We start from the raw sequence: 15,336 nt of genomic DNA on the forward strand, positions 1-15,336 counted from the left end.
CCCAGCCCCCGGCGCGCTACCGCCTCGGCGGCGGCCAGACCCGCCGGCCCTCCCCCCACAACAACAACGTCCCTGGACTCCTGCATAGGCACCGTCCTCTCCCTTTCTTGATCAATGCTCCCAGACAACACTCAGCTGGCTGGCCTGGCCAGGAGGGCTAGCGAGCGTTCTCCGTGCGGTGAAACTCCTCAGCATAGGCCAACTGATGCCGCGCCCCAGACTCCTGGGCCCCACGACGCACGCGCTCCGCTACCTGCTCAAAATGGTCTCCGACCTGGCTGGCATGGGCCCGCAGCGCCTGCAGCTTCAGCTCGATGGTCGTCGAGATATCTTCAGCATGATTGAGCATGGGCGCCCCGACAATGTAAACCTCGCGCACCCGATGCGGCTGCAATCCCTCGGCTAATAGCTCCGGGAAGTCCCAGGCATTCTGAGAAGCAGGATAGATCGCCTCCAGCGCCATGCGCCCGGCGGTCAGATGGTCTGGATGATAGCGGCCCAAAAAGAGCACTGGCGACCATGAGCGCTCGGGCGATTGACAGATCACGCGTGTGGGGCGATACGTGCGCAGGAGGCGCACCAGCTCGCGCTTCAATTCGCGCGTCGGTTGGAGCTGTCCGTCGGGATAGCCGAGGAAAATGACTTCTTTGACCCCCAGGATCTGACAGGCAGCCCGCTGCTCGGCCTTGCGCGTCTCAATCGTGCGCTGCCGGGCCTCTGCGCTGACATCCTGCGCCTCGTCCGGTCCTCCCCCTCCCCCATCGGTACAGATGACGTAGTAGACCTCCCATCCCTCGCGCACCCAACGCGCTACAGTGCCGCCACAGCCGAATTCCGCATCATCGGGATGAGCCACAATCACCATTGCACGCTTCGCTTGCTCTTTCGATGTCTCAACTGCTTCTTGTTGTCCCTGCATCAAAAGACACGCTCCTCTAGGATCTCAAAAGGCATCGGGGAAATCGGCCTTATTGTACCACGCCCGCCTCTCTCTGCCTATTGCTGAGCCGTCTCTCCGCGCTTCCAGCCGGCCACAAGAGCCATCTCTCAAAACCTTCCCCAGAGGAATGAGCCTTTCAAAAAGCGCTCCTCCTATCCCCCAAGAGGGCAGCGAGCGTCACAGGCCAGGTGGTACTTTCCTGCTAGAGAGGGCCGGGGGCCACAAAAATCTATTAACATGAAAGCATCCTATTTCAATGCTATCTCGCCTTAACGGTCAAAATCTGTGGAAGGGAAGTACACAAAAAGACGTATGCAGTTTACTAGACAGGCCCAACAGCAACCACAACAATTAATGACCTGTCCCCAGTGTGATAACGTCGTGCCCATTGGTGCACCCTTCTGCAATATCTGCGGGACACGTCTCTATCCGCCACCCACAACCGCCCAGGCTTCAGCAGCTGCTGCTGCCACTGGTGGCGCGGCCACCACCACCGCCCCCGCGCAGCCTGGCGCGGCCCCTGCTGCCCCAGCGTCACCCGATATCTACGATGAGGAGGAAGACGAAGAGGAAGAAGACTACGAATATGAAGAGGAAGGGGAGGAGGGAGAGGAAGGGGAGAGTGGAAAATCTGCCCAGACGGCGGCTCCCCCTCCCGCTCCCGGTGAGATCCAGAGCCTGCTCCAGCGCCTGGAGGAGCAGGTTAGTCAGATCGATATTTATTTCCCGGCTAATCTCCCCGATAAAGCGCAAAAGATCAATGCCTGGAAAAAGCAGCTCCAGCGCGCCTCAGCTTGTGCCCGCCTGCTGGAACGTCCACAGATCCAGCAGATCGAGTCGCAGCAGGCTCTGCGTCTGCGGCACCACATCGCCGAGGCGGCACGCGCTCTGGACTATACGCGAGAGTATACCGTCAAGCTGGTCGGGCACGCCGGCGCCGGCAAGAGCACGCTACTGGCGGCCCTGATCGGACGGGATATCTTCCCACGCCTGGCCGGGGGCGCCGTCACTGGGGTGCGCACTCGCGTGCGCCTCTGCCGCGACGATGAGCCGGAGGAAATGCACGTCCACTTTCTGACCCGGGCAGCCTTCGGCCACCTGCTCAGCCAGACGCAGCAGGCTATCAAGACGGCCCCAACGCAGAAGATGCGCGAGGCCCTGGCCGCTGAGCTTAATATCCTGCTCAAAGCGAGCGAAGCCTTCGGCGATACTTATTTGAAGGACGATCAGCCCTATGTGGAGGTCGTGCCACGCGAGCGCTGGAAAACAGAAAGCCGCCGCTATATCGAAGAGCCAGCCCGCGATAGCGAGGAACCGCGCCTGACACGCATCATCGACTATGTCGAGTACCGCGTCCACGCGGGACCGCGCTCAGTGCTGCCGCCCAACAGCGTCCTGGTCGATTTGCCCGGCGGCGCCGCCGGCCAGATCTATCATGACCTGATGCTGCGCGAGGAGCTGAAGCAGGTCGACGCCCTGCTGCTGGTGATCGGCAACAACCGCTTTGGCGACGATGAGCGTATCCAGCGCATCTTTGAGGAGGTCCGCCAGGCGGTCCTGCAGAACCGCGCCTTCGACGTGGCCAGCCGCATGCTCTTCCTGGTGGTGACGCACTGGGATGAGATCAACTCTCCCGCCAGCCAAGAGAAGGCCCTCGGCAGCCTGCGCCCCTTCTTGCGCGAGCTGCCCCCCGGCTACGCGAGCTACCACCGCCACGGTCCACGTCATACCTATTTCTTCTACCCGCTGCGCGCCCTCGATGCCCTGCTGGCAACGCTGGGCCTGGCCGGCACCTCCCTCGATGAGGAACGCCAGCAGGAGGGCCGCGAGTACGCCGGTCGCTTGTTGGGAATCTACCCCGAGCTGCTGAAGATGGCCCCCTCGCTGCCGTCTACTACCAGCGCTCAGGAGTTCGAGCAGGTGACGCGCGAGCAGCATGAGGCCATGCTGCAGTACAGCGGCCTGCCCGAGCTGACGCACGACCTGCAGGTCTTTTTGACGGAGAACCGCTACGAGGTGCAGCTGCGTCACGCAGAGACGCAGCTGGCGATGGCTTTGCAGCTGACCGAAGACCTGTGCTGGGAGCAGATGAGCCAGCTCGGCGTCGAAAGCCACGACCTGCAGGAGCTACAGCAGGAAATGCGCTCGCGCCAGGCCCGCCGCAGCGCTGCCCGCTTCGAGCACCTGCAGCGCCGTACAAATGCCATGCTCGACGCCTGGAACGACGCCCTGCGCCAGTTCGATTCAGCTATCAGCAGCGAGAAGAGCGTCTTCCAGCGCGTGCTGCAAACGGCCCACGAGCGCGCCGCTCAGCGCGTCAAGATCCGCATCACCCAGGGCAACTTCGATCACTATATTAAGGTCGGCAACCGCCGTACAGAGGATTCACCAGCGATGGAGATCGGCAATCGCTGGACGGATATCGACGGCTGGGGTCTGATTAAGGCGCTGCGCCAGAGCCTGTGCATGGCCCTGGAGCGCGAGCTGAATGACCCCGCCCGGACGCTGGCCGAGGCCTTCTTGATGCCCATTGCTTACAAGGAGGAAGTCGACGGCTCGCTCGATATCAATCGGGTGGCCCTCGGTGAGTTCGGCGGCGAGCTGGATGAGATTCAGAAAGCTTACAATAAGCTGAAGCGCAGCATCCGCGAGAAGGCCCGCGATATCTGCCTCTATGTGACCCTGGGCGAGCTGCTCAATGAGGAGAAGTATGCCCCAACCCGCGAGAATCCGGCAGTGGGCGCACTCTATCGCCTGACGAACGCTCAGGGGAGGGCCGAGGAGATTATTCAGCAAGCACGCCGACTGATGGCCCCGATTCTTGATACGATCTGCAACGGCCTGGCCCGCAGCACCGAGCAACGCATCGCGCGCCTCTTCCGCTATGAGCTGGACAAGCTTCAGGAGCGCCAGGTCTACGATAGCGACCGCCTGGAGGCCCAACCGGTGTCACAGAACGGTACCTTCTCGGATATCGTGACGCGCCTCTACAGCCACCTGACCGAGCGCGTGCATACGTCAGAGGCCCTGCGCCAGCAGCTCGATAACCTGCAGGCGCAGCGCGAGGCTGCCCTCGATCAGTGGGTCGATCTGATTCAGGAGGTGGAGGCCCTCAAGACCATCCATCGCCAGGAATAAGCGGCCTGGAGAAGAGCCAACGGAGATGCCCCGAGCTGAGGCCTAACCTAACCCGGCCCGGCTCGGCGGCATGTCCATCCTTCTTTCCCGCCAGGAAAGAGACGGAACATTTCCCCCTCCCACTCTCAAAGGAAGCCGGACCATCCTCGTCCTATACAGGAGACAGATAAAGAGGGAGGGAGAGCGCTCAGGGCCGCGCTCCTCCCTCCCTTTTCCCTGTTCCCCACGACAAACCCGCCTACAGGATCACGTCACATCTCAGTCCCCCCAGGGCCTGCCTCCCATTGTCACCCCCGGCATTACGATAGCCGCACCAGGCTCTGATCCCGGTGAACATCGCGTTGAGATGTAATGAAGATCTAGCAAAACTCGCTCCTCGGAGTTGAGAAATATTCATATGACGCTCGCAGAGTCAACGCCCCTTCTTCTCATCTTGCCCGGCGGATTCCCTGGCCGCTTCCTTCTCTCAAAATGAGTGAGGGTCAAGAGTATAGCTTCAGCTGAGATAAAATATCTACTATCTGTCAATCTCTGACTGCATAAAAAATACTGGTACTTTTGGCCTGTCTATTCATCTGAACAGCAAGCGTACAGCGTAACGTGTTTATAGAGTCCAGCCCCTGTCAGGCGCCCGCTATCCAGGGTAGTCGGACAGGCCCACCCCCGACTTTCCTTAGAAGGTGGCAGGGCTGGATCAGGTACTGGAGAGAGAAGGAGGCCAGGTATGCACGGTCTCATTTTTACAACCTGGGAAAAGTATCTGGGTGAGCGTTTTGGCGGCGGCCTGTTGAGTGCCTACCGCGAGGCCATCGGTGAATCGCCGAGCGCCACACCCCTGGTGAGCCGTTCCTACGACGACGGCGCGCTTCTTGCGGGCGTAGCAGCGGCCAGCCGCCTCAGCGGTCTGTCCCCTGATCAGCTGCTGCGCGAATATGGACGCTACTTCATTCTGAATAGCCTCACCGGCCATCTCTGCAAGTATATCCTCTCGGGCGTCAGCAGTGCCTACGATCTGCTGCTCACGATGCGGGATGTCCATAGCCGTTTGCGCAAGACTGCCGCAGGTCTGACCCCGCCGCTCTTTAACTATGAGTTCGCGGCGCAAGAGCGGAGCGTTATCTTGATCTACGATAGTCCGAGGCAGCTATGTGCGGTCCTCCTGGGAGCCATCGAGGGCGCTGCCGAACGCTATGGAGAAGAGGTCACGATTTATGAACACAGCTGCATGAAGCGCGGTGACCCCGTGTGTCGCATTGCCGCTACGTTTGCCCGTGACACTAGAAGCGCAGAGCAGCTCTCAGAGCAGGCACGGGCCAACGCCTTCGAGCAGCAGGCGCACCAGAATGCGATGCGCGAGCTAGGACAGCGCATTCTGACGATTCTGCCCACAGAGCAAGCGCAGGCGTTGACCCTGCGCGAGGTTCGGCAGGCGCTGGTGCAGCGCTACCGCCTGAGTCCCACTTATCAGCGCCCGGCAGTGCTGCTGCAGGCCCTGCGCCACCTGCAGTTTGCCGGCTACGTGGCCTCTACAGACGGGGAACCAGAGGATAATCTGACGACCCGCCGCTACTGGCGTGTCAGTACCTACTGGGAGCACTAAGGCGGGCTGACCCCGCTGCTCTGGCTTGTCGGCGCCCCACGGGTGAGCGGCCCCCCAGATCCTCAGAGATCAGGCGATCTCTCCTGCCGCTGCGTCGCCAACAGTTCGGGCGTCGGCAAGCCATGACAGCCCAAAATGAAGAAAAGCTCTCCCCCGTGGTGCAGATCGTGCTCGATGAGATACCAGATAACTTCCTGGCGTGTATCACTATAAGGTTCGTCATACCAGATGCCCGAGAAGATGGTCTTGAGGTCAGTGACTGTCCACTGAGCCAGCTGCTGATCGACGATCCGCCAGGTGGCTTGTAGCCCCTCGATGAGGACAGTCACGGGTCCGTCGGGAGCCTGCCTGTTCCAGCGGGTGTAAGGCAGCAGTTGCTCTGGCTCAACCGCCATGACTCCCCCAAACCAGCCGGCTCGCGCCGCCGCAATATGGGCGGCAAGCTGGCGGATGCTGCGCAGGTGAGGAGCGACACGGAGCTCTAGCTGCTCCTCGTTGAGTGGGGTGAGGGTTTCCACCAAGAGCTGCTGATAGTGGCCCCAGCCACGATAGACCTCTGCCAGTATCATCCCTCCGAGTCGACTTTGTTCAGCCTCTGTCATCCTTTACTCCTTCTTCTCTGATCTGATCCATCCTTTGCGTGTGAAGATCGGCTTCCTCCCTCCATCTGCAGAGCGAAGGAGGAGCATCCAAGTGTCAGGTTAGCAGGAATAGCAGACATTATCGATCCTAAAATCAGTCACTTTCACATGAGCGACGGTGATGACAAAACGGCGCGAAGATGAGAACGCGGGCGAAGTTGCAGGGCAGTTGTCCGCCGCTTTCTAAGTCTTCTCTTCCTCCCGGCGCCTGGCTCTGCTCCAGCATGATACTGGACTGAAACGCTTCCCCGGCAGAAGGGCGTGATAGGGATGGAGATAATCAAGTCAGGAGAAGAGAAGACAAAAACCTCAAGCAAGCTTGCTGTAGGGCATTATCCTCTTGGCTCTTGTCTGGAGAGGAGAAAAGTGTCTCATGGCAAATTGGAGCGCTGCCAATCTTGAAAAGGGTCTGAGCGTCTATAGTGCCGACCAGCACCACCTGGGTCGGGTGGTGGCCATCTACCCTGAGAGTCTGCGGGTGCGCCGTGGGCCATTGTTGTTCTGGACAGATCGTTTTTATCCCTATACGGCCATCGCCACGCGCCATGAACAGCGCCTGATTCTGAAGATGAGCGCCTCCGAAGCCGGGGAAAGGCAGTGGCGCAAACGCCCAGCCTATGAGAAGCATCCTGGGGATGTCCTGCAAACCTTCTACGATCGCGGTCACGGGGTCGAGGACCCCTGTGATCCCGAGCAGGACTGAGTCAGCGCTCTCAGCTGGCCGCTCGTGTCCTGGATCTGCTACCTGTTCTGACTGCGTCGGGCGTCTTTAGAGGGTAAGTCTGCCGTGGAGGAGTCGCCAGGTTGAGGAAGGAAGCAAACGGCCAGAAGGAAGATACGGTTAGAACCTGAGAGAATTTAAGGTAAACACCTGATGTTGGCTAACCTGGGTTCCGGGTAGAATAGAAGCCGCTGGATGGATGCCAGGAATGGGCCTACCCGGCACCAAATGCCGACCACGAGGCCGTACGGAGGCCGGCAAGCTGGTTTTTGTCGGTGAGTTTCCCGAAGGGAGCGTGGAATCATGGCTATAGCTGCTGCAGATCCTGTACGCGATGGCCGCAGGATGCGACCGGCCAGCCAGTCAACGAGGCGGCGCATAGGCCGGAAGGCGGCCACGCTGGAGATAGAAAGCGAGGCCGCTCTGCTGGCCACTGGTGAGGACGACGCTGCCCTCCCCGCGGGCGAGACCGTTGCCGATCTGGCCCTTGATCCGTTGCTGGAGAGCAGCGATGAGCTAGAGATGGAGAGCGTCGAGACCGATCTGACGGACGAGGTTCCCGAGCGCCGCTCTCTGAATGTGCGCCAGGCTCTCGGCTCTGAAGATGCTTTTCAGAGCTACCTGCGCGATATCCGTGGTCTGGGGCTGCTAACCCACGAGGAAGAGCTTGAGCTGGCACGGCGCGCCGCTGAGGGCGATGAGCTGGCGCGTCGCAAATTGATCGAGTCAAATCTGCGCCTGGTCATTGCTATTGCCCGTCGTTATACAAGCACCGGCGTCCCTCTGGTCGATCTGATTCAGGAGGGCAATCTCGGGCTGATGCGCGCCGCCGAGAAGTTCGATTATCGTCGCGGCTGCCACTTCGGCACCTACGCAACGTGGTGGATTCGTCAGGCTGTTAGCCGCGCCGCCGGAGAGCAGTCTCGCCTGATCCATCTGCCTGAACATGTGGCGACCCGCCTCCGCAAAGTACGCCGCGTTGCCGCTCAGCTCTCTCAGGAGAGCGGGCTGGACCCTGAACCTGAGCAAATTGCCGCAGCCTGCAATATCGACGTGAACGAAGTCATCGATCTCCTCAGTGTGATTGAGCAACCCGTCTCTCTGGATGCCCCCGTCGACGACGAGGCTCGCCATTCGCTGGCCGATACGCTGGAGGATAGTACTGCCCCCGCTCCCGCTGAGACCGCTTCACAGCACTTGCTCGGCGAGGAGCTGCATCGCGCTCTTTCAACACTTACCCCGCGCGAGCGCGCTGTGATTACGCTCCGTTACGGCATTGGCGATGGACGCAGCCGCACGCTGCTGGAAGTCGGCAAGGAACTGGGCATTTCACGCGAGCGGGTCCGCCAGCTTGAGGTGGTGGCCCTGATGAAGCTGCGCAATTTCAGCGGCAATGCTTCCTTGCGCGAGTGCGTGTGAGCACGCGCTCGCCCGGACAGGACTGGCTGGGTTTGCCCGGTAACAATGGCTAAAGGAGGAGCCTGGTGCTCCGCAAAGAGAGCAGATAGATCCTTCCCTTTGCCCGCTCAAGGGGGCATGGGTTAGCCGGCAAGCCGACCCATGCCCTTTACGGTCTCGCTCTCCCCTCGATAGGAGAAAAGGCCCTTGCTTCGTCCTTTGCCTCCCCGCTCCCACGGTTGGCTTTCCCACTTCTCGCTCGATCAGTCTCAGGGCTCTCCCCTTTTTTTGCAACCTGCCCCACATGAAGGCCAGGGCCGTTCCTCCCACTCTCGACGAAAAGACACACCCTGTGGTAGACTGCGAAGAGTAATCAGGAGAGATGAGAGTTTGCTACGAAGTGCTTGCTTCTGTCTGAGAGGAGAATTTAGCACATGCAACCTTGTGCAACCTGTGGTACTGATGTGAGCGGTAAGCGTTTCTGCCCGCAGTGTGGCACACCTGTGCCACAGGCCCAGTCTCTGCAGCTGCAGCAGTCGGCTGCTGCCCCAGGCGGAGCAGCGGCGGCGAGCGGTGAATGCTGCCCGCGCTGCGGCGGCCAGGTGCGGTCCGGAGCAGCTTTTTGCTCCCACTGCGGCAATGCTTTGCGCCCAGCAACACCCAATGTGTCGGCAGGGCCGTCTATACGACTCTGCCCTCAATGTCACGCGCAGGTGGCTGCCCAAAATGCCTTCTGCACCAACTGCGGCGCTTCTCTGGCCGAGCCTGCCACGCCGCGCTTCTGCCCTCAGTGCGGCCAGCCTCAGCAGAGTGGCGCCCGCTTCTGCAGCGCCTGTGGCACGGATCTGACCGCTGCAGCGGTAGCCTCCGCCCCAACAGTCACGACCGCCGGTCCCTACCCCGTCCCCCCGGCTACAAACGCTGGTAGCGCGCCCGGAGCCAGCCCATACCCTGCGCCAGCTCCCAGCTCGCCCGCTTATGCTCCCCCCGCAGCTCAGACACCGGTCCAGTATGGAGCCTATCCCGCCGGGCAACCAGTCCCCGGACCCGCCAATGCGATCCCCGCTGGTTCCTATCCTTCACAAGCACCGCTGGTGCTGCGCTGCCCGGTCTGCTGGGCCATCTCTCCCCTGGGGACAAGCAACTGCCCAGGCTGCCGCACGAGTCTGGTCGGCGTCGCACCCGTGCCTGCCACTGCAGTGCAGCAGCCACCCAATCAGCAGGGCGGCGGCCCCGGTGGCCTGTTCCAGGGGGATGGCGGCAAGCTGGCAATGGGTGCCCTGGGCGGGGCGGCGGCAGTGATCGGTGGCGAGATGCTTCTGCACGGCCTGGAGCGCTCGCTGGAGGGCAATGACTACGGCTACCCTCACCACCACCATCATCACCATCACAGGCATGAGGAGGGCGTCTTGGGCGACCTGGGCCGCCTGGCGGACGACGTGGGTCTGATTTGAGCGACGCTGACTTGCCGTACCGTAGAGCCTGCGGCCCGCCAGCAAAATCCCTCTGCCGACGCGCAAGGGCGAGGGTTGAAGGGCCGGGCTGCCTTTCTTCGGCCCGGCCCGGCTGCTCGCTCTCTACTCTCAGCCACCTGCTTGTGCGCCGCTTTCCGCTGTACCCAGATGGGCTAGTCTGCCTAACTTCTTCTATTGCCTTGTTGCGACACACCTGTAAAGAGTCTATAATGTCTGGCAACAGGGGGTATCATTCTCAAGAGAAGCCGCTCAGGCGTGCCTCACCTGCCTGTTTTCCGACTGGCTCACTAGCGGCTGAATTCATAAAGAAACGCATGCATCGATGCAATACGAGCGAACTACGCTGCCAAATGGCTTGCGTCTGCTGACGATGTGCGTGCCGAGCATCCGCTCGGCCAGCATCGCTTTTTTCTTTGCCGCCGGCTCGCGCTACGAACCGGATCACCTGGCCGGCATATCCCACTTTATTGAGCATATGCTGTTTAAAGGCTCGAAAAATTATCCAAGCGCACGTATTCTCTCGGAAACAATCGAGGGGGTAGGGGGAGTCTTCAACGGCAGCACGGGAAAGGAGCTGACGAGCTATACGGCGCGCGTCCCCTGCGAGCACCTGGAGGTGGTGATCGAGGTGCTCGCCGATATGATCCGCTATCCGCTCTTCGATCCCCATGAGATCGAGAAGGAGCGGCAGGTGATCATCGAGGAGCTGAGCGCGACGCGCGATGACCCGCAGGAGTGGTCGGGTCTTCTGCTGGACCAGGTTATGTGGCCCGGTTTGCCGCTGGGACGCGATGACGCGGGACGCGACGAGACGGTGGCCGCGATCAGCCGCCAGGATATGCTGACGTACCTGGAGCAGTTTTATTGTCCCAATGCCCTGGTGGTGGGTGTGGTGGGTAATATTCACCATGCCCAGGTGCGAGAGTTGATCGAGTGGCTCTTCCGCGACTGGGAGCCGCGCCCGCTACGAACCTGGACACCCTGCCCGCCGCCGCGGGATGTTCCACCCGTGGCCGTGGTCTGTAAGGAGACAGAGCAGACGAATCTTGCATTAGGTACCCTGGGAGTTGCTCATTCTTCTCCCGACTATTATGCGCTGATGCTCTTGAATTCCATCCTGGGCGAGGGAATGAGTTCGCGCCTCTTCCAGAGTATTCGTGAGGAGCGCGGGCTGGCCTACGATATCGGTAGTTACACGAGCAGTTACTACGAAACAGGGAATCTGGTGGTGAGCGCAGGGGTTGACCCTTCCCAGACGGAGGCCGCTGTACAGGCCATTGTGCAGGAGCTAAACAGGCTCTGTGAGGTTCCCGTCTCTGAGAGGGAGCTGGAGCGCTTTAAGGCCTATGTCTGCGGGGGCCTGATCCTGGGTCTGGAGAGCACTCAGCAGGTCGCCAGTTGGCTCGCCAGTCAGGAATGCCTGCTTGGCCACGTGGTCGATGTGGATGAGATGATCCACCAGATTCAGACTGTGACTCCCCAGGATCTCCAACGGGTGGCGCGCACCTGCTTCGCCCCCGAATGGCGCCGCCTGGCGTTGATTGGCCCCGAGGACCCTCGACAGATCGACCATTTTCAGAAGTTGCTCACAGCTGCCTAACGCGGGAAGAGGAGACCAGGTTCTATGCTGAAAACGATGTCTACGCTGCGTGAGTATTTGCAGTATACGGAGGATGCCCTGAGCGCCGGGCGCATCGAGGAGGCCCTCGAACATTGCCAGTATGTACTCTCGCGTTTTCCTCACTCTCTAGAGGCTCACCGCCTCCTCGGCGAGATCTATCTGGCCCAGAATCGTCTGGCCGAAGCCCAGCAGACTTTCGATTGGGTCCTGACAAATGATCCCGAAAACGTGCTCGCTTACTGCAATCGCGCGCTGACAAGCGAACGCCTGGGCGATGTGGAAACCGCGCTCGATTGCTATCAGCAGGCTTATGAGCTGAGCCGTGGCAATAGCCAGATCCGTCAGGAGTTTAATAAGCTGAGCGCTCGCAGCGGCCAGCCTGGCTTTATGCTCTCGCGGGCCGGCCTGGCCCGCCTCTACATGCGCGGCGACCTGCTCTTCCAGGCCACTCAGGAGTGGGAAGCGGTGCTGACCGCTACCCCCGATCGCCTGGATGCCCGCACCGGCCTGCTTGAGACCTGCTGGCGCGATGGCGACTACGAGCGCGCTGAGCAGATCGCGACAGGCTTGCTGGAAGAGATCCCCGGCTGCTTGAAGGCTCTGCTGCTTCTGGCTCATATGACCTTCCCCCATAATCCAGCCCGTGCTCGCGAGCTGATCCAGCGCGCTGAGACGCTTGATCCCGAGATGACGATGGCTCGCGAGCTGTTCAGGGATCTGCTGACGGCCTCCCCCAATGACCCTTTCCTGGCGCTTGTGCGCAAGGATGCAGTCTTGATGCCGCCTCCTGAGCGGTCCGCAGCCCCATCTGTGGCTACTGCAGCTTCCGCTGCTGAGCTGGTCTCGTCCAGATCCGGCTCAGCTTTGGCCGAGGAGCAGGAACCAGCCAGCGAGGAGAGCGAGCCGATCTTCGGCTGGACAACACCCGACCCTTATCCTCTGGCTTTGACAACGACGCCACCTTCCTCTCCGACGCCCGCGCCGCCTTCGACGCCCGCACAGCCGCCAGAGGCCCCCACCACCAGCAGCAGCGAGGCTTACCGCGCAAGCTCCCCTTCCTGGTCCCTCTCTGGCAGCGATTTCTCCTTCGGAGAGCAGGGACTTGCCTGGGAGGAGCAACCAGCATGGCCACCCGTCTCATCAGCTGGCCCCGAGGAAGACCTGGGCCTGCCCGCTGGCCAGTCTTCCACTCATCCCGCCTGGCTGGATGCCCTCGATTCACCGCTCTATCGCCAGCCATCCGGCTCGCTCGCTACCCCAACCCCCTCGCCTGAGCAAGCGGCCTCTGCTGATGCAGAGAGAGAGGTGGCCGCCACGCCCGAGCCGGAGTCAGCAAGCCTGGCCCATAGGGAGGAAGCCGCAGACAACTCCTGGCCTCAGCCCGCCGCTCAGGCAGAGTCACACGCTGATCAACAGGAGGTGGCGGAAGAGATCTTTCCATTCATGCAGGAGGGAGCCGACCCAGAGGAGGGGTGGCCGGAATGGCTGAAGTCCCTGGGAGCGGAGACAATAGAGGAAGAGGAGTCCGTCGAGGAGTCGCCAGCCTCTTCCGCCAGCGCTGGCTCGCACGGAGCAGTCTGGGGCGAAGTCGAGGAAGAGAAGCAAGCGCCAAAGTCGGAAAGAGAGACGGCCCGGCTATCAGGCCAGGGAGCACAGAGCACTCCAATGGCGCCGGCTTCGGCAGAGGCCGACGGCTATGGGCTCCCGGAACAGGACTTGCTCGCTGAGCCAGTCGCTCGCGCTGCAGAGGACTCCTCTCTGTCGGAATCGACTTACCCGGCCTCGGCAACCTGGGGCGACCTGACAAGCGAGGAGTTTTCTGCCCCTATGGAAAAGCCGGCCTGGTTGGAGCAGCTGCAGGCCAGCCACAGCGCCTTTGAGGAGCAGGAGGCGTCTGGCCCGCTCTGGCCACCTTCTGCCTCGCCAGCCATGCCTGGGGCAGACGCAACGCCCGCCCCTCCAGCTGCCTCGATTTGGGGTGAGGAGTCGCCTGTGTCCCCTGCACCTGCGCCCGCCACACCCGCCGCCTCGTCACAGAGTTCCACTCACTCGGAGGCGGGGATTCCCTGGCTGGAGCAACTGGCCGGTTGGTCAACCGGCTCTGCAGGCTCCGCGGGCGCCTCTACGGATGCTCCGTCTGTCTACGAGGCCCAGATCGCACGCCCTGAGCCAGAGCCAGCACCCGCCCCTTCAGCTCAACCACGGGAGCAGCCCGCCTCGTCGTGGCTGGCTGAGCTGGCCGCCGGAGCTGGACAGCGCCCCTCTGAGCAGAGTGGGCCATCAGCAGCCGCTGAGCAACGACTGCTGACAACTTTGGAGGATCTCGAACAGCAACTTTATGCTCAGGGCTTCGTGCCGTTGCAGCCGGGCGAGCTGGCTGCCTTTGCGCAGCCAGGGACGCCCTCCCAGCCCGCAGCGCCTGAACAGCAGCCTCGAATCTCCTATGGCAATCAGCCGCAGCCAGTGATCCCTCCAGCCTCAACCCCACCTTCCGAGCTGGAGGAAACGGTCCGCGCCCCGCAGGGACAGCCACCACTTCAGCCTTCTCGCTACGAGGAGCCGAGGCGCGCCCCTGAACCGCTCTGGCCCGCTACCCCCGGCTCAGGCTCAAGCTCTGCTCAGGGTCCCTCGCTGCCGGGCTATCGACCCGATGCCCTGCTGGAGGACGAACTGGAGACGACGATGAAGCGCCCAGTTTTCCGCCTCCAGCCAGCCCAGAATCGTCCCCCGACCTCCGGCGGACGCCCCTCCTCACCAGCTCGCCCCGCCGGTCGCGAGATCCCCGGCATCGGCACAGGTGGCCCCAGCACCGGCGCGGGCAGAAGCTCGGAAGGCGGCGAGGCCAATTACAAGGAGCACCTGATCCGCGGGTATCAGTACCAGCTCGCCGGCGCTTACGACGAGGCCATGCAGGAGTATCGCATTGTGATCCGCAATCAGCCGGAACTGCTGAGCGAAGTGATCAGCAATACACGCGCTTTACTGAAGCTGGCGCCGAAATATGCGCCAGGTTACCGCGTGCTCGGTGACGCCTACATGCGCCAGGGCGAGTATCTGCAGGCAATGGAGGCTTATAATAAGGCGCTGACAATGACACGCCGCGCCAAGGGTCAGGGTGCTTCCTCCTAGCCGCTGGGTCAGCATGACACAAGGCGAACACTCGCCGCCGGCTCACCCGGCAAGCAGGAAGCGCAGCAGATAGGCCAGGGGAGAGAGGTCCGGTCAGCCAGGTGGGCCATGCGCTTGCCTGGCTCTGATTTGGGCTGGCTTGAGCCGACCTTCCCTACTTCCGGGCCACTACTCTGTAGACCGGGCCGGCTCAGGGTGGGCTGCGCTCTGGCATTGAGGTGAGCGACTCTCAGCTCAGAGAAGAATCTAGCTACCATCCAAAGGAGTCATCAGTGGAGACGATTCTACAACGGTTGACCGAGCTTGATGAGGTCACAGGCGTCATCCTGGTGGGTAAGGACGGGCTGATCGTCAGCGGAACGTTGCACAGCGAGGATGAGGAAATGATCGGTGCCTTGTCCGCTACCGCCTTTGGCTCCCTCAGCACCTATACCAAGCAAATTAACCAGGGCGAGATTCGCCATGCTATAATTGAAACGCAACAGGGGACGATCCAGATGGCGGAGGTGGGCGACCTGATCCTCGTCGTGACAACCCAGCAGACCCGCTCTCCCAATCTCGGACGTGTACGCCTGGAGATGAAGAAGGCTTGTCGCCAGATTCTCCCTCTGGTGACAAGCCAGTAGAAATCTCTTCTTCCTCCTTCGCTCAACCAAACCATTGGTCTGTAATT

Annotated in this window: 10 protein-coding genes; 8 read left to right on the forward strand and 2 right to left on the reverse strand. The window is 61.5% G+C overall.

Annotation, left to right across the window (positions count from 1 at the left end; genetic code table 11):
- Positions 1–157 precede the first annotated feature (157 nt).
- Positions 158–919: a PIG-L deacetylase family protein gene (locus tag IRZ31_RS07775; protein WP_297151984.1), complete on the reverse strand. Its 762-nt coding sequence runs from the start codon at positions 917–919 to the stop codon at positions 158–160.
- Positions 920–1,252: 333 nt separating this feature from the next.
- On the opposite strand from IRZ31_RS07775, the gene IRZ31_RS07780 reads away from it, so the two are divergent.
- Complete coding sequence (locus tag IRZ31_RS07780; protein WP_297151987.1) at positions 1,253–4,078, forward strand: dynamin family protein; 2,826 nt, start codon at positions 1,253–1,255, stop codon at positions 4,076–4,078.
- Positions 4,079–4,802: 724 nt separating this feature from the next.
- Positions 4,803–5,678: a heme NO-binding domain-containing protein gene (locus IRZ31_RS07785; protein WP_297151990.1), complete on the forward strand. Its 876-nt coding sequence runs from the start codon at positions 4,803–4,805 to the stop codon at positions 5,676–5,678.
- A gap of 62 nt (positions 5,679–5,740) precedes the next feature.
- On the opposite strand, the gene IRZ31_RS07790 is transcribed toward IRZ31_RS07785, so the two are convergent.
- A complete protein-coding gene (locus tag IRZ31_RS07790; protein WP_297151993.1) occupies positions 5,741–6,280 on the reverse strand; it encodes a DinB family protein in 540 nt (179 codons plus the stop codon).
- A 412-nt stretch (positions 6,281–6,692) separates the two neighbouring features.
- Here IRZ31_RS07790 and IRZ31_RS07795 point away from each other — a divergent pair, with 412 nt between their 5' ends.
- From IRZ31_RS07795 to IRZ31_RS07820, 6 genes are all read left to right on the forward strand, one after another.
- Complete coding sequence (locus IRZ31_RS07795; RefSeq protein WP_297151996.1) at positions 6,693–7,022, forward strand: hypothetical protein; 330 nt, start codon at positions 6,693–6,695, stop codon at positions 7,020–7,022.
- A 321-nt stretch (positions 7,023–7,343) separates the two neighbouring features.
- Entirely contained in the window at positions 7,344–8,459 is a 1,116-nt protein-coding gene (locus IRZ31_RS07800; RefSeq protein WP_297151999.1) for a sigma-70 family RNA polymerase sigma factor, read from the forward strand.
- A 413-nt stretch (positions 8,460–8,872) separates the two neighbouring features.
- Positions 8,873–9,892 carry a zinc ribbon domain-containing protein gene (locus IRZ31_RS07805; RefSeq protein ID WP_297152002.1) on the forward strand — a complete coding sequence of 340 codons (1,020 nt, stop codon included), beginning with the start codon at positions 8,873–8,875 and terminating at the stop codon, positions 9,890–9,892.
- Between the two features lie 343 nt (positions 9,893–10,235).
- Entirely contained in the window at positions 10,236–11,513 is a 1,278-nt protein-coding gene (locus IRZ31_RS07810) for a pitrilysin family protein (RefSeq protein ID WP_297152005.1), read from the forward strand.
- A 24-nt stretch (positions 11,514–11,537) separates the two neighbouring features.
- Complete coding sequence (locus IRZ31_RS07815; protein ID WP_297152009.1) at positions 11,538–14,663, forward strand: tetratricopeptide repeat protein; 3,126 nt, start codon at positions 11,538–11,540, stop codon at positions 14,661–14,663.
- Positions 14,664–14,935: 272 nt separating this feature from the next.
- Positions 14,936–15,289 carry a roadblock/LC7 domain-containing protein gene (locus tag IRZ31_RS07820; RefSeq protein ID WP_170293221.1) on the forward strand — a complete coding sequence of 118 codons (354 nt, stop codon included), beginning with the start codon at positions 14,936–14,938 and terminating at the stop codon, positions 15,287–15,289.
- Positions 15,290–15,336: the final 47 nt, after the last annotated feature.

Origin of the sequence: Thermogemmatispora sp. (assembly GCF_019683635.1) — a bacterium.
Taxonomy (GTDB): domain Bacteria; phylum Chloroflexota; class Ktedonobacteria; order Ktedonobacterales; family Ktedonobacteraceae; genus Thermogemmatispora.